Origin of the sequence: Acidipropionibacterium virtanenii (genome assembly GCF_003325455.1) — a bacterium.
GTDB lineage: Bacteria > Actinomycetota > Actinomycetes > Propionibacteriales > Propionibacteriaceae > Acidipropionibacterium > Acidipropionibacterium virtanenii.
Window position 1 is genome coordinate 1,375,233 of sequence record NZ_CP025198.1, and the last position, 17,979, is coordinate 1,393,211.

The 17,979-nt window shown below is 67.6% G+C and carries 22 protein-coding genes and 1 pseudogene; 16 read left to right on the forward strand and 7 right to left on the reverse strand.

Annotation, left to right across the window (positions count from 1 at the left end):
• The first annotated feature begins 122 nt into the window (after positions 1-122).
• From fabG to JS278_RS06325, 3 genes are all read left to right on the forward strand, one after another.
• On the forward strand, positions 123-857 hold the full coding sequence (gene fabG / locus JS278_RS06315) for a 3-oxoacyl-ACP reductase FabG (protein WP_114044434.1): 735 nt from the start codon (positions 123-125) through the stop codon (positions 855-857).
• Positions 858-980: 123 nt separating this feature from the next.
• Positions 981-1,754: an enoyl-ACP reductase FabI gene (gene fabI, locus JS278_RS06320; RefSeq protein ID WP_114044435.1), complete on the forward strand. Its 774-nt coding sequence runs from the start codon at positions 981-983 to the stop codon at positions 1,752-1,754.
• A gap of 30 nt (positions 1,755-1,784) precedes the next feature.
• A complete protein-coding gene (locus JS278_RS06325) occupies positions 1,785-2,453 on the forward strand; it encodes a phosphotransferase (RefSeq protein ID WP_114044436.1) in 669 nt (222 codons plus the stop codon).
• Positions 2,454-2,457: 4 nt separating this feature from the next.
• On the opposite strand, the gene JS278_RS06330 is transcribed toward JS278_RS06325, so the two are convergent.
• Entirely contained in the window at positions 2,458-3,195 is a 738-nt protein-coding gene (locus JS278_RS06330) for a hypothetical protein (RefSeq protein ID WP_114046164.1), read from the reverse strand.
• Between the two features lie 34 nt (positions 3,196-3,229).
• Between JS278_RS06330 and dxr the strand changes: the two genes are divergently transcribed.
• From dxr to JS278_RS06350, 4 genes and pseudogenes are all read left to right on the forward strand, one after another.
• Complete coding sequence (gene dxr / locus JS278_RS06335; RefSeq protein WP_114044437.1) at positions 3,230-4,312, forward strand: 1-deoxy-D-xylulose-5-phosphate reductoisomerase; 1,083 nt, start codon at positions 3,230-3,232, stop codon at positions 4,310-4,312.
• A gap of 43 nt (positions 4,313-4,355) precedes the next feature.
• Positions 4,356-5,150: an ABC transporter ATP-binding protein gene (locus tag JS278_RS06340; RefSeq protein ID WP_114044438.1), complete on the forward strand. Its 795-nt coding sequence runs from the start codon at positions 4,356-4,358 to the stop codon at positions 5,148-5,150.
• 19 nt (positions 5,151-5,169) lie between these two features.
• On the forward strand, positions 5,170-5,664 hold the full coding sequence (locus tag JS278_RS06345; RefSeq protein ID WP_114044439.1) for an NfeD family protein: 495 nt from the start codon (positions 5,170-5,172) through the stop codon (positions 5,662-5,664).
• Positions 5,665-5,772: 108 nt separating this feature from the next.
• Positions 5,773-6,853: pseudogene (locus JS278_RS06350) on the forward strand (SPFH domain-containing protein); the annotation flags it as partial.
• Between the two features lie 299 nt (positions 6,854-7,152).
• Here JS278_RS06350 and JS278_RS06355 read toward each other — a convergent pair.
• Positions 7,153-8,157 carry a bile acid:sodium symporter family protein gene (locus tag JS278_RS06355; RefSeq protein ID WP_114044441.1) on the reverse strand — a complete coding sequence of 335 codons (1,005 nt, stop codon included), beginning with the start codon at positions 8,155-8,157 and terminating at the stop codon, positions 7,153-7,155.
• 37 nt (positions 8,158-8,194) lie between these two features.
• On the opposite strand from JS278_RS06355, the gene JS278_RS06360 reads away from it, so the two are divergent.
• The 9 genes from JS278_RS06360 (at position 8,195) to JS278_RS06400 (ending at position 15,196) form a co-directional block, all read left to right on the forward strand.
• A complete protein-coding gene (locus JS278_RS06360) occupies positions 8,195-9,013 on the forward strand; it encodes a TrmH family RNA methyltransferase (protein ID WP_114046165.1) in 819 nt (272 codons plus the stop codon).
• Positions 9,014-9,124: 111 nt separating this feature from the next.
• The gene (locus JS278_RS06365) at positions 9,125-10,417 is read left to right on the forward strand and encodes a hypothetical protein (RefSeq protein ID WP_114044442.1); all 1,293 of its coding nucleotides are present in this window, start codon (positions 9,125-9,127) and stop codon (positions 10,415-10,417) included.
• A 3-nt stretch (positions 10,418-10,420) separates the two neighbouring features.
• On the forward strand, positions 10,421-11,476 hold the full coding sequence (locus tag JS278_RS06370) for an FtsK/SpoIIIE domain-containing protein (RefSeq protein WP_114044443.1): 1,056 nt from the start codon (positions 10,421-10,423) through the stop codon (positions 11,474-11,476).
• Between the two features lie 94 nt (positions 11,477-11,570).
• Entirely contained in the window at positions 11,571-12,707 is a 1,137-nt protein-coding gene (locus JS278_RS16365; RefSeq protein ID WP_245935063.1) for an ISAs1 family transposase, read from the forward strand.
• A gap of 54 nt (positions 12,708-12,761) precedes the next feature.
• The gene (locus tag JS278_RS06380; protein ID WP_114044444.1) at positions 12,762-14,078 is read left to right on the forward strand and encodes a hypothetical protein; all 1,317 of its coding nucleotides are present in this window, start codon (positions 12,762-12,764) and stop codon (positions 14,076-14,078) included.
• Positions 14,079-14,106: 28 nt separating this feature from the next.
• A complete protein-coding gene (locus JS278_RS06385) occupies positions 14,107-14,364 on the forward strand; it encodes a hypothetical protein (RefSeq protein ID WP_114044445.1) in 258 nt (85 codons plus the stop codon).
• A 5-nt stretch (positions 14,365-14,369) separates the two neighbouring features.
• Positions 14,370-14,630, forward strand: coding sequence for a hypothetical protein (locus tag JS278_RS06390; RefSeq protein ID WP_147243164.1), 261 nt, complete (start codon positions 14,370-14,372; stop codon positions 14,628-14,630).
• Between the two features lie 6 nt (positions 14,631-14,636).
• Complete coding sequence (locus tag JS278_RS06395; protein ID WP_114044447.1) at positions 14,637-14,924, forward strand: hypothetical protein; 288 nt, start codon at positions 14,637-14,639, stop codon at positions 14,922-14,924.
• A complete protein-coding gene (locus tag JS278_RS06400; protein ID WP_114044448.1) occupies positions 14,921-15,196 on the forward strand; it encodes a hypothetical protein in 276 nt (91 codons plus the stop codon). Before JS278_RS06395 ends, JS278_RS06400 begins: the two co-directional genes overlap by 4 nt.
• 25 nt (positions 15,197-15,221) lie before the next feature.
• On the opposite strand, the gene JS278_RS06405 is transcribed toward JS278_RS06400, so the two are convergent.
• The 5 genes from JS278_RS06405 to JS278_RS06425 all read right to left on the reverse strand — a co-directional run bounded on the left by JS278_RS06405 (position 15,222) and on the right by JS278_RS06425 (position 17,945).
• On the reverse strand, positions 15,222-15,515 hold the full coding sequence (locus JS278_RS06405) for a helix-turn-helix domain-containing protein (protein ID WP_147243165.1): 294 nt from the start codon (positions 15,513-15,515) through the stop codon (positions 15,222-15,224).
• A gap of 79 nt (positions 15,516-15,594) precedes the next feature.
• Positions 15,595-16,197, reverse strand: a complete 603-nt coding sequence (def, locus tag JS278_RS06410; protein WP_114044450.1) for a peptide deformylase — start codon at positions 16,195-16,197, stop codon at positions 15,595-15,597.
• Positions 16,198-16,234: 37 nt separating this feature from the next.
• The gene (locus JS278_RS06415) at positions 16,235-17,272 is read right to left on the reverse strand and encodes a lactonase family protein (protein ID WP_114044451.1); all 1,038 of its coding nucleotides are present in this window, start codon (positions 17,270-17,272) and stop codon (positions 16,235-16,237) included.
• Between the two features lie 29 nt (positions 17,273-17,301).
• Complete coding sequence (locus JS278_RS06420) at positions 17,302-17,712, reverse strand: type II toxin-antitoxin system VapC family toxin (protein ID WP_114044452.1); 411 nt, start codon at positions 17,710-17,712, stop codon at positions 17,302-17,304.
• A complete protein-coding gene (locus JS278_RS06425) occupies positions 17,709-17,945 on the reverse strand; it encodes a type II toxin-antitoxin system Phd/YefM family antitoxin (RefSeq protein WP_114046166.1) in 237 nt (78 codons plus the stop codon). The genes JS278_RS06420 and JS278_RS06425 overlap by 4 nt, the downstream gene beginning before the upstream one ends.
• Positions 17,946-17,979 lie beyond the last annotated feature (34 nt).

Sequence of the window (17,979 nt, forward strand, 5' to 3'; positions counted from 1 at the left end):
GTCGTGGGGACCTCACAGACAAGCATCGGCAACATTGTGCCGACAGCGCAGTGGCGTCCTCGCCGACGTCGAGGGATCCCGAAGTCTGGCCGACGTGCGGGCGATCAGGCTAGGTTCAGAGCATGACTCACGAGCCTGCCAGCACAGCCGGAACGGGCCGGGTGGCCCTGGTCACCGGAGGATCACGGGGAATCGGGGCGGCCATCGCCGCCCGCCTGGCGGCCGACGGCTACCGGGTCGCGGCCACCAGCAGGGCGGGCACCGCACCCGAAGGGGTGCTGCCGATCGCCTGCGACGTCACCGACGCCGCCTCCGTCGACGCCGCCTTCACACGGGTCGAGGACGAGTTCGGCCCGGTCGAGGTGCTCATCGCCAATGCCGGCATCACCAAGGACACGCTGATGGCGCGGATGAAGGAGGAGGACTTCACCTCCGTCATCGACACCAACCTCACCGGTACCTACCGGGTGATCCGGCGTGCCGCCCGTGCCATGACCCGGGCGCGTTTCGGCCGCATCGTCGTGATGTCCTCGGTCGTCGGGTTGATGGGATCGGCGGGCCAGGTGAACTACGCCGCATCCAAGGCCGGTCTGGTCGGCATCGCCCGCAGCGTCTCGCGGGAACTCGGTTCCCGGGGCATCACCTGCAACGTCGTCGCCCCCGGATTCATCAACACAGAGATGACCGCGGTGCTGCCCGCCAAGACGATCGCCGACTACGAGTCGCGCATCCCCGCCCGCAGGCTCGGGGAGGTGGGCGACGTCGTCAATGCGGTCAGCTTCCTCGCCGACGACGCCACCTCCTACATCACCGGCGCCGTCATCCCGGTCGACGGCGGCCTCGGCATGGGGCACTAGCCTTTCAAAGGAGGGGGCGACCCCTCCTCGCTCGCCGGGGCTCGCTGCCTCCCCGAACCCGGTCGGGTCTGTGGGGTCGCTCGGGTCCTGGTTCATCTCGCCAGACTTCTGAAAGGAACTGAAATGGGACTTCTCGACGGTAAGACCATCCTCGTCACCGGCGTGACGATGCACACCTCGATCGCCTTCAAGGTGGCCGAGATCGCCCAGCAGCAGGGCGCCCGCGTCATCGTCTCCAACATCCCCCGCGCCATCCGCGTCACTCAGCGGGCGGTGCGCAAGCTCGACCCGGTTCCCGAGGTCATCGAGCTCGACGCCACCGACGACCAGGCCCTGGCCGCCCTGCCCGCCACACTGCGCGGACTGGGCGTCGAGCGGCTCGACGGGGTCGTCCACGCCATCGCCTTCGCCAACCCGAAGACTGCGCTGGGCGGTGAGTTCCTCAACACCGAGTGGAAGGACGTCGACGTCGCCCTCCACACCTCCACCTACTCCTACGTGTCCCTGGCGAAGGCCGTCCAGCCGCTCTTCGGCGACACGGCCGCGGTCGTAGGCCTCACCTTCGACGCCACCGTCTCATGGCCCTTCTACGACTGGATGGGTGTCGCGAAGTCCGGTCTCGAATCGGCCAACCGGTACCTGGCCCGCTACCTGGGCAAAGACCAGGTGCGCTGCAACCTCGTCTCCGCCGGCCCCCTGGACACCATGGCCAAGACCTCCATCCCCGGTGCCGACGCCTTCAACGACCTGTGGGGGGAGCGGGCCCCGCTCGGCTGGGACACCAAGGACGCCGGCGCCGCCGCGAAGGGCATCGTCGCGCTGCTGTCGGACTGGTTCCCGGCCACCACCGGCGAGATGATCCACGTCGACGGCGGGCTTCACTCCACCGGCGCCTGATTCCACCGGCGCCCCGGGTAGAGTCGGTGCATGTCCGGGGAGTTGCTCGGCGGGCATGGCAGCAGCGCCCGTCGCCTTGGTCGGGTCGTCCAGCGCGGCCCGACCCCCGATTTCGCGGCGCGGGTGCTGCGCCACCTGAAGCGCAGCGGTTGGTCGCACGCACCGACCCTCATCGCCCGGAACGCGGAGGGCTCCGTGATGTCCTACATGGACGGCACGGCGGCCACCACCACCTTGCTGAGGCACGAGGCGGCCGAGGACGGCCCTCTGGCCGAAGTCGCCGCGCTGGTGCGCCAGTTCCACGATCTCATGGCGGACACCGATCTGGCCGGTGATGCCGAGACCGTCTGTCACAACGACCTGGATCCCAGCAACACCATCTACCGGCGGGTCAGCGGGCGCCTGGTGCCGGCGGCATTCGTCGACTGGGATCTGGCTGCCCCGGGCGCCCGGATCGACGATCTGGCCCGGCTGTGCTGGAGTTTCACGGGCATCGGGCCTCGCGCCGATCCGGGACTCGTGCGTCATCGGATCGGCATCGTCGCTGAGGCCTACGGCTGGGGCCGGAGCCTCGACGAGGTCATCGTGGCCGTCATGACCCACCAGCACGACGCCGCCGAGGACAGCCGGTCAGGTCTGCTGGCGGCCGCCGAGAACGAGGCCGACCATCGGTGGACGCAGCGCCACCTGCGTCGCTGAGCGGTCAGCTGTTCCGCGGCCAGGACGAGGCGGCGGCGAGAGCGCCCAGGGCGGCGTCCCGCAGGCGTCGAAGTGAGGTCTCGCGGACCTGCGAGCCATGCGCGGTGAGCATCTGGGAGGCCGACTCCAGGCCGGCGTCGGCCGCGGCGAACATGGTCCAGGCGAGATCGAGAAGTACCTGGTCCGAGTGACGGTGCCCTCTCCCCAGTGTGGGGGCGAGGGCCTCGGGCCGGCGGCCGGCGACAGTGTCGAGACGCCCGAGATCCGCGGCGACCCGGGCCATGACGGCGCGGAGCTGCTGCCCGGCCTCCGGCGCGGTCGGCGGGGGGAGCGGGGGTGCGCCGCGGCGGATCTGCCACTGGACGGCCGGGCCGACCGGGGTGGGGATCCAGGCCGTGCCGACCGGGATTCCGTCCGGGGTCGAGCTGTGGCACACCACCGCGGCGCCGGCGACCATGGCCTCCTGATTGACCGCCGCCGGGCCGCGGAGCCCGGCCAGGCGTCCCGGGGCCACCGGGTAGAGCCCCCACAGGGTCTCGGGGGAGGCGCTGTGGGCGACCCTGGCCAGTGGTCGGCGGATCGGCACCGAGGCGATCGGGTCGGGTTCGCCGAGCCCCAGGGCCTCGTCGGCATCATGGACGTGGTGCAGCGGACCGAGGACTCGTTCGGCCTCGGGTGCGGTGATGCGTCCGGCCGACAGGTCGTTGAGCAGACATGTCAGACGCAGGCAGGTCTCTAGCACGCCCAGAAGGATACGAGCCCCTAGGCTGAGATCCATGCGTCGCATCATCCTGCTCGGCTCGACCGGATCCATCGGTACTCAGGCACTGGACGTCATCGCCCGCAATCCCGACCGGTTCGAGGTGGTGGGTCTGGCGGCCGGGTCCGACCGGGAGACGGTCGCCGAGCAGGCCGTGCGATTCCGTGTCGAGCACACCGCGCTGGGGGCTGAGGAGGCCGCCCAACTTGTCCGTGACGTCGAGGCTGATGTCGTGCTCAACGGCATCACGGGATCGGTGGGACTGGGCCCGACCCTGGCTGCTCTGAAGGCGGGCCGGATCCTGGCCCTGGCGAACAAGGAGTCACTCATCGTCGGCGGCGAACTGGTGAGGGCCGCCGCCTCCCCGGGGCAGATCGTGCCAGTGGATTCGGAACACTCGGCCATCGCCCAGGCGCTGCGCTCGGGCAGCCACGAGGAGGTGCGGCGCCTGGTGGTGACGGCCTCGGGCGGCCCCTTCCGCGGTCGCACCCGCGCCGAGCTGGCCGACGTCACGCCTGCCCAGGCACTGGCCCATCCCACCTGGGCGATGGGTCCGGTGGTCACCACGAACTCAGCCACGATGGTCAACAAGGGTCTGGAGGTGATCGAGGCCCACCTGCTCTTCGACGTCGACTACGACGACATCGCTGTCGTGGTGCATCCGCAGTCGATCGTGCACTCCATGGTGGAATTCGTCGACGGATCCACCATCGTCCAGGCCTCGCCCCCGGACATGCGGCTGCCCATCGCGCTGGGCCTGGGCTGGCCCGACCGCATCCCCGAGGCCGTCCCCGCCCTCGACTGGAGTCGGGCGTCGTCCTGGGCCTTCGAGCCGCTGGATGACGCCGTCTTCCCGGCCGTGGCCCTGGCCAGGCAGGTGGGGCGGTCCGGCGGCACCTATCCGGCGGTCTACAACGCGGCCAATGAGCAGGCCGTGGAGGCCTTCCACGCTGGAAGGCTGCAGTTCCTCGGCATCGTCGAGACCGTCCAGAAGGTGGTGGACGCCCACGAGCCCCCGTCCGAGCTGACTCTGGAGTCGCTGGGGCAGGCCGAACAATGGGCGAGACGCCGGGCCGATGGCGTGATCGCCGCGGTGTAGGTCCTCCGGTGGTCGGCCGGCGATAGTTGGTAGGTTCATCTTCATGAGTGCAGTGGCGCAGCTGGCCGGAGTCGGGGTACGACGCGGATCCACCCAGATCCTCACCGATGTCGACTGGGAGGTCGACGAGGGGCAGCGCTGGGTGATGGTGGGGCCCAACGGCGCCGGCAAGACGACCCTGCTGCAGATCCTGGCCGCCCAGATGCACCCCACCGAGGGACTCGTGGAGATCCTCGACGAGATCATCGGAGCCGTCGACGTCTTCGAGCTGCGACCCCGCATCGGCGTGGCCTCCTCGGCTCTGGCGCATCGCATCCCGCCTCACGAGGCCGTCCGCGACGTCGTCGTCTCCGCCGCCTGGGCGGTGGTGGGGCGCTGGCGGGAGTCCTACGATCCGATGGACGTTCAGCGCGCCGCCGAGCTCATCGCCAGAATGGGCCTGGCCGGCCTGGAGGATCGCACCTACGGCACCTTGTCGGAGGGGGAGCGCAAACGCGTCGAGATCGCCCGGGCGCTGATGACCGATCCCGAACTGCTGCTCCTCGACGAGCCCGCCGCCGGCCTGGATCTGGCCGGGCGTGAGCAGCTGGTGAGCGTGCTGTCGGGCATCTGCACCGATCCCGACGCCCCCGCCACCGTCCTGGTGACCCACCACCTGGAGGAGATCCCGCTCGGGGTCACCCACGCCCTGGTCCTGGACGAGGGGCACATCGTGGCGGCCGGGCCGGTCGACCGGGTGCTCACCTCGCCGATCCTGTCCCAGGCATTCGGACTACCCTTGGAAGTCACATCGCACAACGGCCGCTGGAGTGCCCAGGCCTCCGGCAAGGTGTTGTGATCGCAACAGGAGGCGGGCGATGAACGAGTTCTGGGACTGGATCGCACGCCACGGATGGGTGGCCTGGCTCATCGCGTCCGCGGTGCTGGCCTGCGCCGAGATGCTGACCCTCGATTTCACCCTGCTGATGCTGGCCTCCGGGGCGCTGGCCGGCGCCGTGACCGCTGCGATCCTGCCGGGCGCGTGGATCGTCCAGGTGCTGGTGGCGGTGGCCGTCGCGGGGATCATGCTGGCCGTGCTGCGACCCACCCTTCTCAAGCGCGTCCGCGACGCCCCCGGATACCGCTCCTCGCTGGATTCCCTGGTGGGCTCCGAGGGCACCGCGACCCATCAGATCACCTCTGGATCGGGCGAGGTCAAGGTGCATGGGGAGCTGTGGGAGGCCCGTGCCATGGCTCCCGGGACCACCATCGAGGCCGGTGAGAGCATCGAGGTCTTCCAGATCGACGGGACGACTCTCATCGTCTACCCGTCCAGTCAGGGGCTGGGCTGGTCGGGCGGGGCAGGCCTCTGATTCTTCCGGATCGGCCCCTTCTTCCCCGCTCTGGCCTGCGGGAATGGCAGGATGTAAGACGTCGGGAGGTCAGTGGGCCCCCGTTGTCTCGTCGAGGAGCGAAAGCAGATGCCCGAACTCATCATCGCGCTGATCATCGTCGTGCTGGTGGTGGTCGCACTCGCCTCGTCGGTGAAGATCATCCACCAGCAGAAGATCGGTCTGGTCGAGCGGCTCGGCAAGTTCCATCGCCGTCTCAATCCCGGTCCGCACCTGGTGGTGCCGGTCATCGACAGGGTGCAGTACAACCTGGACATGCGCGAGCAGGTGCAGCCCTTCCCGCCTCAGGGGGTGATCACCGAGGACAATCTGATGGTCAACATCGACTCGGTGATCTACTTCCAGATCGTCGATCCGGAGCGTGCTGCCTACGAGGCGCAGTCCTATCGCACCGCCATCGAGCAGCTCACCATGACCACCCTGCGAAACATCATCGGCGGGATGGACATGGAGGCGGCGCTGACCAGCCGTGAGGAGATCAACCAGAAGCTGCGTTCGGTCCTCGATGAGGCCACCGGCAAGTGGGGCATCAAGGTCAACCGTGTCGAGCTGAGGGCCATCGAACCACCGCCCACCATCCGTGACGCGATGGAGAAGGGGGCACGCGCAGAGCGCGACAAGCGGGCGGCGATCCTGCTGGCCGAGGGCCAGCGACAGTCCCAGATCCTGGCCGCCGGCGGCGACCGCGAGTCGGCGATCCTGAGAGCACAGGGCGACCGGGAGGCCCAGGTGCTGCGCGCCCAGGCCGATCGGCAGGCCCAGATGCTGAGGTCGGAGGGCGAGGCGCAGGCCATCACCACCGTCTTCAACGCCATCCACGCCGGACAGCCCGACCAGGGGCTGCTCGCCTACCAGTACATGCAGATGCTGCCCACCCTGGCCCGCGGCGACGCCAACAAGGTGTGGATCGTGCCGAGCGAGCTCAACGATGCCCTGCGGGGACTCGGGCAGATGGTCGGCGACGGCGAGAACCGCAAGCCCACCTACCAGGCCTCCGATCCCTCGCAGTTCGACGCGCCGAAGAAGGTCGACGTGATGGCCGAGATCGCCCAGCAGAAGGAGGACGAGAAGGCCCAGTCCGATGCCACCGTCCAGCAGGCCATCGAGGAGGCTGCGAAGCTGGAGAACCCGGGCCTGTCAGGTCGGTCCAAGCAGAGTTCGCTACCCACCTCCAAGCCGGGCCAGGCCAACCCGACATCGCCGAATCCGACGGGCCAGGCCGACCCGACATCGCCGAGTCCGACGGGCCAGGCCGATCGGGGGCCTCAGCGCAGCGGTGGTCATGTGCCCGCGGACCAGCAGGCACAGGGCCCGATGGGTGGGGTCTACCAGACCGGGTGGGGGCGCCCGACCTCACCTGAGGAGCAGGCGACCACTCAGCGTCCGCAGCCTCCACGGGTTGACGGCCAGCCCTTCAACCCACGTCGTGGCGAGAGCTGAGCCCCGGGTTCAGCGGGTCGTGGAGGCTTCCGAGACCTCCCATTGGCGCGCGTAGCGCGAGGAGATCACCCCGCAGGCGATGAGCTGGGTCATATGGAAGATCATCAGCGGCAGCACGATGAGACCGATCGGCTGCCCGGCGAAGAGCACGGCGGCCATCGGCAGCCCGGTGGCCAGGGATTTCTTGGTGCCGCAGAACTGGATGGCGATGCGGTCGGCCCGGTTGAACCCGAGCCGGCCGGGGACCGTCCAGGTGAGCCACAGCATGAGGGCCAGCAGTACTAGGCAGATGCCGATGGTGAGCCCGAGCTGGCCGATGCTGGTCATCGACCAGATGCGCTCGCGCATCCCCGAGGAGAAGGCCGAGTACACCACCACGAGGATGACGCCGTTGTCGACGAACTTGAGCGGCTTCTTGTGCTCGGTGACGAACCGCGATGTCAGGGGACGCGACAGCTGACCCAGGATGAAGGGCAGCAGGATCTGCAGCAGGACGTCGAGGATCGACGACGGTGTGATCGTCACCCCCGAGCTGGAGGAGACGAGCGCGAAGGCCAGTAGTGGGCTGAGGAATGTGCCCAGCAGGTTCGAGATGGTCGCCGAGACGATGGCGCCGGGAACGTTGCCGTGGGCGATCGAGGTGAAGTTGATCGAGGACTGGACGGTCGAGGGCACCAGGCACACCCACAGCAGACCCAGGTACAGCATGTTCGACAGCGCCCAGGGAACCAGCAGTCTCAATGCGATGCCGATGATGGGGAAGACCACGAAGGTGAAGACCAGGATGGTGAGGTGCAGCCGCCAGTGCCTGATGCCGGCGAGGGTCTCCGAGGGCTTGAGGCGGGCGCCGTAGAGGAAGAACAGCAGGAAGACCAGTACGGTCACGGCGTCGTCGACCACCGGCACCATGTAACCGCGGGCCGGCAGCATGCTCGCAACCACCGCGGAGGCCACGATGCCGACCAGGAACCAGTTGACGCGGAACCTGTGCTGACCGGGGGAGGACTCACTCACCCGGCCACCCTATGACCGGTGCCTCTAGGCTGTGGCGGTGGCCCGATTCATAGACATCGTCGATCCCGCTGATCCCCGCCTGGCCGATTACGTCAGCTTGCGCGACGTCAATCTGCGCAGGAGTCTGGAGGCCGCCGAGGGACTGTTCATCGCCGAGGGGGCCAAGATCATCCGGCGGGCCGTCGAGGCCGGCTACCGGCCCCGGTCCTTCCTGCTGGCGCCGCGCTGGATCGAGGGGCTGCGCGATCTTCTGGACGGCGTCGAGGCGCCGGTGTTCGTGGTGAGCGAGGCGCTGGCCGAGCAGGTGACCGGGTTCCACGTCCACCGGGGTGCGCTGGCCTCCATGGAGCGGGTCACACGATGGACCGAGGACGACCTGATGGAGGCCCGGCGCCTGGTGGTGTGCGAGGACATCGTCGACCACACCAACGTGGGGGCCATCATCCGGTGCGCCGCCGGCCTGGGATGGGACGGCGTGCTGCTGGCGCCCAGGGCCGCCGACCCGCTGTACCGCAGGGCGATCAAGACGTCGATGGGCACCGTCTTCGCCGAACCCTGGGCCCGGATGACCGACTGGCGCCGGGGCCTGGAACGCCTCAAGGAGCACGGCTTCACCGTGGCCGCGATGGCGCTGAGCGAGGACTCGGTGAGCCTCGATGCCTTCGCCGCAGAGCTGGCGCGGAGCCCGAGGAAAGTGGCGCTGCTGATGGGCACCGAGGGGGCCGGACTGTCCTCGCACTGGATCTCCTTGGCCGACGTCGTGGTCCGCATCCCGATGGCCCACGGCGTCGATTCCCTCAATGTCGCCGCCGCGACGGCGGTGGCGTGCTACGCGCTCAATCCCCCGTTCAGGTGACAAATCATCAGCATGGCAGGAAGCATTGTCACGCGAAGAGGTGACACATTCAGATTGCCCGCCGATTCCGGCTCCTCATAGTATGACGCGCGTCGTAGCGAGAGGACTCTGATGACCCATACCGCCTTCCCCGGTCAGGCTGAAGGATTCGGCTCCTGGCTTCCATCCGATTCCGAACCGGGGGTGCGCACCGCGCATCTTGACGATCCATTGCCCGCCGCCGATCTCTACAAGGAGCTCGCGCTTCCGAGGGACGAGACGACCGCCGAGATCCAGAAGCGCCTGCGCGGGCTGAGGAGGGACTGGACAGCGAAGGCGATGCGCAAGAACAGCATGACCGAGAGGGCCCAGATCCAGCTCGGCTTCGTGAGCCAGGCCGAGCGGGTCTTCTTCAGCGACGAGATGCGTCGGCGCTACGACCTCAGCCTCGTTACCGGTCCCGAGAAGGACGATGAGGTCGACTGGCTCACGCGGGCCTGGAACTACTACTTCCAGCGTGACGAGGGCGCGGCCGCGGTGGCCGCCAGGAAGGCCAGGGAGCAGCATCCGGAAGATCGGATGGTCTACGTGGTGGCGGCCTGGGTGACGTTGCTGACCGCCGCGGATGACAAGGATGAGATCCGGCGTGCGAAGCAGGATGCGGACGAGGCTTTCGTGCTCGACGAGCTGGGTGAGGACACCGCCGACGTCCACCATGTCCGTGCCGTCGCGTATCTCGGGCTTGAGGACTACGACCGCGGCTTGGTGAGCATCGAGAGAGCTCTGCGCCGGGCGGCACCGGACGAGATGCCCCACATGTATCTGGTCAAGGGATCGCTCCATCAGGGCAGGAAAGAGTACGAGGAGATGTTCAGTGCCTCGATCGACGGCCTGGAGGCGACCCCCAACCTCATCGAGGAGGATCAGAGGCGTCTCACGGACAACCTGCTGGCCGCACTCACCGGGCTGTGCTATTTTCCTGGAGCGCCTGTCCGGAGCATCGCCGCCTGCAGCAACAGAACCACCAATGTCGGTAATACCAGAATCCCGGAGGACTCGAAGAATCAGGCTCGGGAAATGCTTGGGAAGCTCAAACACATCGCCGAGCTAGAAGCTGTTCAGGATGTCGACTACAACCGCCCCGAGTATCTCTGTAGGATGTTTGGAATCGGCGTGGTTCTGGCAATCTTTGGATACATGTCCGGCGCTGTCGGATACTCGTCGACGGCCACCGGTTCGTTCGCTTTGGGACTGCTCGTGATCGTCATCTCCGGAATCCAGGCCTACCGGCGCTCGGTGTGGAATGACAAGCGCCGGGCCTACAAGGCAGCCCAGACCGAGCTCAGTGTGCTGGAGTCGCAGCTCCCCGGTCGGCTCCGTGCCATCGTGAAGCTCAAGCGCTCCTGGCAGCTCGTGGTGGGCTGATCGGTGTCGGATCTCCTTCGGGTGGCCGACGTCTTCCCATGCGGGGGAGTGGGGCTGCCCTTCCTCGGCAGGGCCAATATCTGGGTCACCGACACCGTCGAGGACGGCCGATCACTCCTGCTCACGCAGCAGATCATCCAGCACGCCCTGTCCGCCACCTTCCCGGGGCAGCTCGAGGTGATCGTCCTCGACGAGGCGCTGAGCGGCGTGGCGGCCCCTTTCACCGCGGCCAACTCGGGCGGCGAGAAGCTCATCATGACCGTCAACACGCCCGAGGAGTTCCTCAAGGAACTCGCCTACCTTCGCGATCACGTCCAGGCCGTCAATGACGTCATCCAGGGACTGTCCGATGACCTGCTGACCTTCCGCCGGAGCCAGGGATACCCGGTGGAGGGCTACAAGCTGATCGTCCTGTCCGTCGACGTCTCAGCCCTCAACGACCGCATTCTCGACACCCTGAGCGTCCTCATGAAGGCCGGGCCCAGGGCCGGGGTCACCTTTCTCATCCATTCGATGACATTGGGTGTCAATCCATTCCTGCTGGAGCGGTGTCTCGTGGTGACCCTGGATGATGGTGCCCTTGCTGTCAACGACCGGCCGCTGCCCGGGCCCTGGGATCCGCCTGACCCGCGAGCGCTCATCCAGACCGCCGATCAGGTGGCCCGTGCGCGCGCCGGTGCCACGATGGACCCGATCGAGTTCGGGCAGGTCCAGGACATCTCGACCATGTGGTCGGGGTCCAGCCGCGACGGCATCACATTCGCGGTGGGCCGTTACGGACGCGAGATCGTCGAGGTGACGCTTGGCGATGAGGTGAACCAGCGGCACAACATGCTGGTCACCGGCGCGGTGGGGCAAGGCAAGTCGAACCTCATCTCCGTCATCGTCCACAGTCTCTGCCAGCGGTACTCGCCCGACGAGGTGCAGCTCTACATGCTGGACTTCAAAGAGGGGATCACTCTCCAGCAGTACCTCGACGAGGCCACGGGCGCCTATCTGCCGCACGCCAGAGTCAGGGCTCCGGAAAAGTCGGTCGTGTGTGCTGTGACTAGGGGTTGAGCCAGGTTCGGCGTGTCTGGTGGGCGGGCGAGGCCGCCATGGATTGGATGGAAGTACTCCTACAACCCGTCCAGCCATAAGGACCCCGCCCGCGATGCCATCCTCTCCCAGCGCAGTGTCTGCACGCACCCTTGACACGCCCCCACCCGATGCCCGGCTGGCCGATCACCTGGCCCGTATCCCCGACCCCCGCAAACCCCGCGGCAAGCGATACCCCTTGCCAGGACTGCTTCTGGTCGCGGTCTCAGCGGCGATGGCCGGCTGCCGGGGATTCACCGCCACCGGCGAATGGGCCGCCAGACTGACCGCCGCGGCGCTGGAGGAGTTCGGGCTGAGATCGGCCCCCGGCGAATCCACCCTGCGCAAACTCTTCGCGCGCATCGACGCCGCGATGCTGGACGCCGAGTTGTGCCTGTACGCCTGGACCCGCACCACCACCGTCGAGGGGCGCCGGGTCATCGCGGTCGACGGCAAGACACTGCGGGGCTCCCGCTCAACCACCCAGCGGGCCCGCCATCTGGTCGCCGGCCTCGACCACGCCTCCGGCACGGTCGTGGCCCAGGAGGAGGTCCAGGCCAAGTCCAACGAGATCCCCGCCCTGCCCGCCATGATCGCCGCCCTGGGCTCTCGGGCCGCCGGGGCGGTGATCACCGCCGACGCGCTGCACACCCAGACCGCCTCCGCGACCGCGATCCTGGCCGCCGGGGCGGACTACGTGTTCACCGTCAAGTCCAACCAGCCCACCCTGTTGAGGAGACTGGCCGGCCAGCCCTGGAAGCACGTTCCCGTCGGCCACGTGAGCGTGGAGAAGCTCCACGGTCGCCGCACACGGCGGAGCTTGAAGGTGATCCAGGCCCCCCGCGATCTGGGGTTCCCCGGCGCCTCCCAGATCGCCCAGCTGCGCCGGATCTCCACCAGGGGCGGCAAGAAGACCGTCGAGGTGGTCTACCTGATCACCTCCGCAAGGCTGCCGGCCGCCTCCCCGGCCCGGATCACGACCTGGATCCGGGGTCACTGGGGCGTGGAGAACCGGCTCCATTGGGTCCGCGACGTCACGTTCGACGAGGACCGCAGCCAGATCCGTACCGGCCAGGGCCCGCACGTGATGGCCAGCCTGCGCAACCTGGCCATCAGCATCCACCGGCTGACCGGGGCCACCAACATGGCCCAAGCCACCCGTCAGGCCGCCTGGGACCCACTCGCCACTTGCAACATGCTCCTCACACTCTGAACACAACAACACCACAGGGAGGAGACGCGACTTTTCCGGGGCCCTGACGCCAGAGTGCTGGGACTGGAGGCCGACCGGGAGTTCGGGCTCAGCGTCTTCCGTCAACTCTTCGACATCTATCGGGAGCGGATGAGGCTGTTCAAAGAGAGCGGGGTGCAGAGCCTCAACGCCTACCGCTGGGCATTCCCGGATGCCGTCATGCCGAGACTCCTCCTGGTGATCGATGAGTTCCAACTCATGTTCTCCGAGCAGGACTGGATCGGTACCGAGATCGCAGACCTCTTGAGCAAAGGCGTCCGTCTGTTCCGTGCCAGTGGCATTCACGTCCTGCTGGCATCGCAGACCATCGGCGGAAACCTGGCGCTGATGGGCTCGGCCGGCGAGGGACTCTTCGGCCAGGTGCCGGTGAGGATAGCGCTGAAGAACACCATCGCGGAATCCCATGCCACGCTCGGTGTGAGAAATGAGGCTGCCGCCCATCTGCGCGCTCGCGAGGCCATCGTCAATCTTGACTACGGCGAGGTCTCCTCGAACCGGAAGACCAGTGTCGCCTTCGCCGACGAGGCCGTGCTGACACCGCTGCGCCGGAGGTGGTGGCAGGCGGGGGCGAAGTATCCGGTCCCCTTTGTGTTCAGGGGAGACCGGATGCGGTCGCTGGGTGACGATGACGCCGTACTGCGGGGACTGGCCGGCTCCGGGCCGACGGCGCTGCTGGGCGCGCTCATGGAGGTTGGCGGGAAACCTCTGGCGGTGCGTCTGGACCGTGAGATCGGGCGCAACATCGCCCTTCTGGGTACGGCCGAGGGCATCGGCGAGTTCGTCGCCGCAGTGATGTCGGTGGCGGTCACCTCACCGCCATCGGTGCAGTTCCGGATCCTGGATCTGATGGCAGGCGACCCGTCGTGGGGGGCCGCCATGGCTGAACTCCGCTCAGGGCTGGACAGCCTCGGACGCCAGGTGGAGATCATCCCCAGGAGCCAGATTCCCGGATTCATCGAGAACATCTCGCTCGATCTGCAACGGTCCGACGAGGGCAGTGGACCGGACACCTTCATTCTGGGGTTCGGACTGGACCGGTGCCGTGACATGCCGGAAGCCTTCCAGGAGATCTGTCGGCTCGGACCCCAGAACGGCACACATCTGATCGGCTGGTGGATGAAGTACGACACCTTCAGCAACCAGATCGGCTACGGCGGCGAGCCCTACTTCGATGTCAAGATCGCGATGCGCACGGATCGCCAGACCGTCAAGAGCCTTATGAATGATCCACTGCTGGATTGGACTCCGCGCGACAACCGGGCGCTGGCCTGGGACGTCGCCTCGATGGCCGGACCGGTCACGGTAATTCCGTACTCAAGCCCCAGGAACTGAACAGACATTACGAACAGAGGAGTCACCGATGCCGTCGACGCTTGGTCAGGTCCAGGTCGAGATCGAAGCGCTCAAGAAGGAGATCAAGAGCCATCAGGAGCTGCTCAGCGAGTTCCTCCGGAAGAACAAGGACAATATGCAACTGGTCTCCCGTGAGTTGGAGGGAAGCTCCACCAGCTTCGATGTCCTCATGATGAACGCCATGACGAAGTCCGAGACGGATCTCCGGAAGGCCCAGGATGAACTGCGCGTCGCCGCCGATGCGCTCGACAAGGTGAGGCTGTGAGACTGATGGCATCAATCGAGGATCTCAAGTACGCCGCGAGGACAGTGGCGAACAATGCTGAGTACATCCAGGTCCAGTCCCGGGCCTGTGCTGACACGCTCAAGCGGCACGGGGACAGGCTCGGCGTGGTCGGGAAGGGTTCCAGAACCATTCTGGATGCCCGTCAGCGGGTGGCGGTGGCCCAGCGCGCCGTGGAGCAGTCGGCCGCGACACTGTTGACACTGCGCAGCAACGTGGATCGGTTCATCGCCGAGATCGGGAAATAGCCGCGCATGGCGCGGAAGGTGGATCCCGTCCTGGAGGCCCGGCGTCGGCGCGTCCTGGACGCTGTGGGCCAGGCCTCCTACCTGATCGATCGGGTTCGGCCCCGATGCCATGACCTTCAGCGCGAGACGTGGGCTGAGGTGAGCGGCACCGTCATCGGCGATGAGCTGGTGGCCGCTGCAGCTCGCTCGGCCGAAGGGTTGGAGCAGCTCGCCGGGCTGCTGGGTGAGATCTCCGCGACCGCCTCGGCGATCGATGTCACCGTCGAGGTGCCCGATGAGGAGGAGAGCCGGTGAGTGGAGAGGTCAGCGTCCAGGCGGTTGTCGACTCCCTGCACAGGTTCATCGCAGAGGTCAACGGCGGCAACGGCATCAGCCATGACGTGGCGGCCTGCCTGAGCCCGATCGCCAGGGCGATCGAGGAGCTCGGCGGATTCAGCGACGAGCACGCCGACCGGGCAACCTCGCTGGCCGCATCGGCCGCCGAGAGGGCCAGGACGGTCGCCGAGGGCGATCTGCCCCGCTACGTCGCGTCCGGCCGTGAACTCATCAGGAGGCTCCAGAGCTGATCGGGGAACGCGCCATGGTCGCCTCTCATGGTGCGCTCCTGCGATCCAGCTCGGCACCGGCGAGAAGCTGGCCGCGCTCGCTGGCCCACGGACTGGTCGACTCGGTGACTTCGCCGAGCACTCCGAGTGCGCGGGCGACCTTCAGCAGGTTGTCGAGCGAGGCCCCCTGACCGGTCTCGAGCCGTGTGAGGGTGGACTCGGAGACGTCGGCCCGGCGTGCCAGTTCCCTACGAGACAGGTGAAGCAGTCTGCGCCAGTGCCGCAGATTCTCCCCGATCTGCGTCATCGCAGACCGGACACCGATCGGCTGCCGAGCCACATAGACCACCTCCCCATGTCAGATATGAACAGAAATCACCTGAATTCTGTCATATCTGACGTGAATAGGGAAGCGCTCATCAGCCCTTCGGGTGGAGTGGCCAGTCCTCGGGATAGAGGTGGTCGAGTTCCTCGTGCTGCTCATCGAGCTTGCGGCGGGAGCGCTTGGAGAGCCGGTCTCCGAAGACGGTGCCGTTGCAGTGGTCGGTCTCGTGCTGGAGACACCGGGCGAAGTATCCGGTGCCGGTGACGGTGAACTCGGTACCCCACGGATCCTGGCCGGTGCAGGTCGCCTGGTCGGGGCGGGCCAGCGGCTGGAAGGCGCCGGGCCACGACAGGCACCCCTCGTCGCCGGACACCAGGTTGCGGTCTCTGCCGGTGGGCAGGGTCACGACCGGATTGCACACCGCACCCTTGTGAGGGCGGCCGTCGTCGTCAGGGCAGTCGTAGACGAACAGCGACAGGCCCAGGTCCACCTGGGTGGCGGCCAGACCCACCCCCTCGGCGGCGGCCATGGTGGCGAACATGTCGCGGATGAGCTCGTGAAGGGAGTCGTCGAAATCGGTGACGGGCTCGGTCCTCGCATGCAGCACCGGCTCACCCCACCGGGTCACCCGCCGCAGCTTCCCCCCGGTCAGGAGGTCGGCCCATCTGGGGTCCTCGGTAGGGGTGTGGTCACGCATGGAAACTCCTTGAGCTGTCTGGGAAACGCGCATGATTCTACGCAACTCCGATGAGCACATGGGTCGCACCGGGACGGTTCAGGCGGATGTCGGTGCGCCAGCCCTCGGGTGTGCGGACCAGCCCGACCACCGCGCCCTCGCCCTGCTGGGCCACCCAGATCCGGTCGCCGTCGACGGTGATGTCGCGCGGGGTGGCGCCGCCGCAGTCGAACTCCTCGCGCACGCTCGCATTCCCCGACCAGGTGGTGAGGCGGTCAAGACCGCTGAGCACCGAGATGGTGCCCAGCATCCGGTTGGCCACCAGCAGGTCCCCGTCCCCGGCGGGCACCAGGGCCGAGGGTTGGGAGCGGCCATGTGTCGAGGAGGGCACCGGGGTGCGGGGTCGCCAGTCCTTGGCCCAGACATCGTCGCCGGCCGGGCGGGTGAATATCAGGACGTCGCCCGACAGCTCCCCGCAGACCACCATCACCTGTCGGGCACCGCGGGTGGTGAGCACCAGGTGGCGGGGGCCGAAGCCGGCAGGAGTCCTGATCACGCCGATCTCCTCCAGCCCGGCGGGGCCGAACTTGAGGATCCGGATGAGATCGGCGCCCAGATCGGTGACCGCCAGGTGGGAGCGGTCCAGCCAGGTCGCCTGGTGAGGGTGCGCCGACTCCTGTCGCCCGGGCACCGGGCCGTGGCCGTCGAAACGGATCCGGGCCGCCAGCTGCGGGCCGGCTCCCCACTGATCGAGCTCGATCACCGACACCTCACCGGACCCGTAGTGGGTCACCGCCAGCAGTCGTCCCGACGGGTCGACGGCGGCGTGGCAGGGCAACCCACCGCCCAGATCCAGTTCGGCGCCGACCGTCAGGGCCGACGGGTTCACCAGCCACAGGTGGGAATCGCGCTCCCCGAGGACGGCCAGTCCGGTCGGCGTCGGCACCGCCCAGGAGGCGTCGCCGAGTTCCAGCTCACCGGTCATCTCCGCCGCCGTCGACTCGTCGCCGGTGCCGACCAGCCAGGTGATGAGGCCGCCCGGTCCCGATTCGGTGGTGTATCCGGAGGCGAGGACTGGGATCTGCCGGGGGTTCATAGCGCCGAGACTAGCGGGAACCCGGTGTTTCAATCCCCGATCAGTACCGGCTCGACGTCCAGTCCGTTGATGCCTTCAAAATCGGCCGGGTTGCAGGTGAAGACCGGTAGGCCGTTCGCGATCGCCGTCGCAGCGATGAGGGCGTCGTACGCGCGAGCCGTGGGCTTGCGCCCTGCCGCTCGCAGACTGGTGGCGACACCGCCGAACGCACGAGCCGCCGCGGCATCGAACGGGAGGACGTCGAAATCAGCCTCCGCCTGTTGCAGATGCGCCTGCCGAGCCGCTCGGTCCTCGTCATCGGTCGCCACGAGCGGTCCGACAGCGAGCTCGGCGAGTGTCACCGCCGTGATGACTGAATCGTCAGGCAGTTGGGACGCGTCCGTCACTTCACCCAGGCGGATGACCGTAGACGTGTCGAGGACGCCACGCTCCCTGCTCACAGTGCCGGATCCAGTACGGCGTCGATGTCACGGCGCAGTGCTCCGGGATCGACCGGGGCCAACCGGCGGCGCCGTTCGATGAGTTCGGCCGGGGGAGCGCTGCGTCGACGCAGCGGAGTCAACCGGGCCGCGGGAGCGCCATTGCGGGTCACGATGATGGATTCGCCACGGCCGACGCGATCGAGCACCTCGCCGCCATGGTTCCTCAAGTCCCGAACCGTCACTGTGTCCATGGCCACCAGCGTATCACCGGTGATACATCGGACA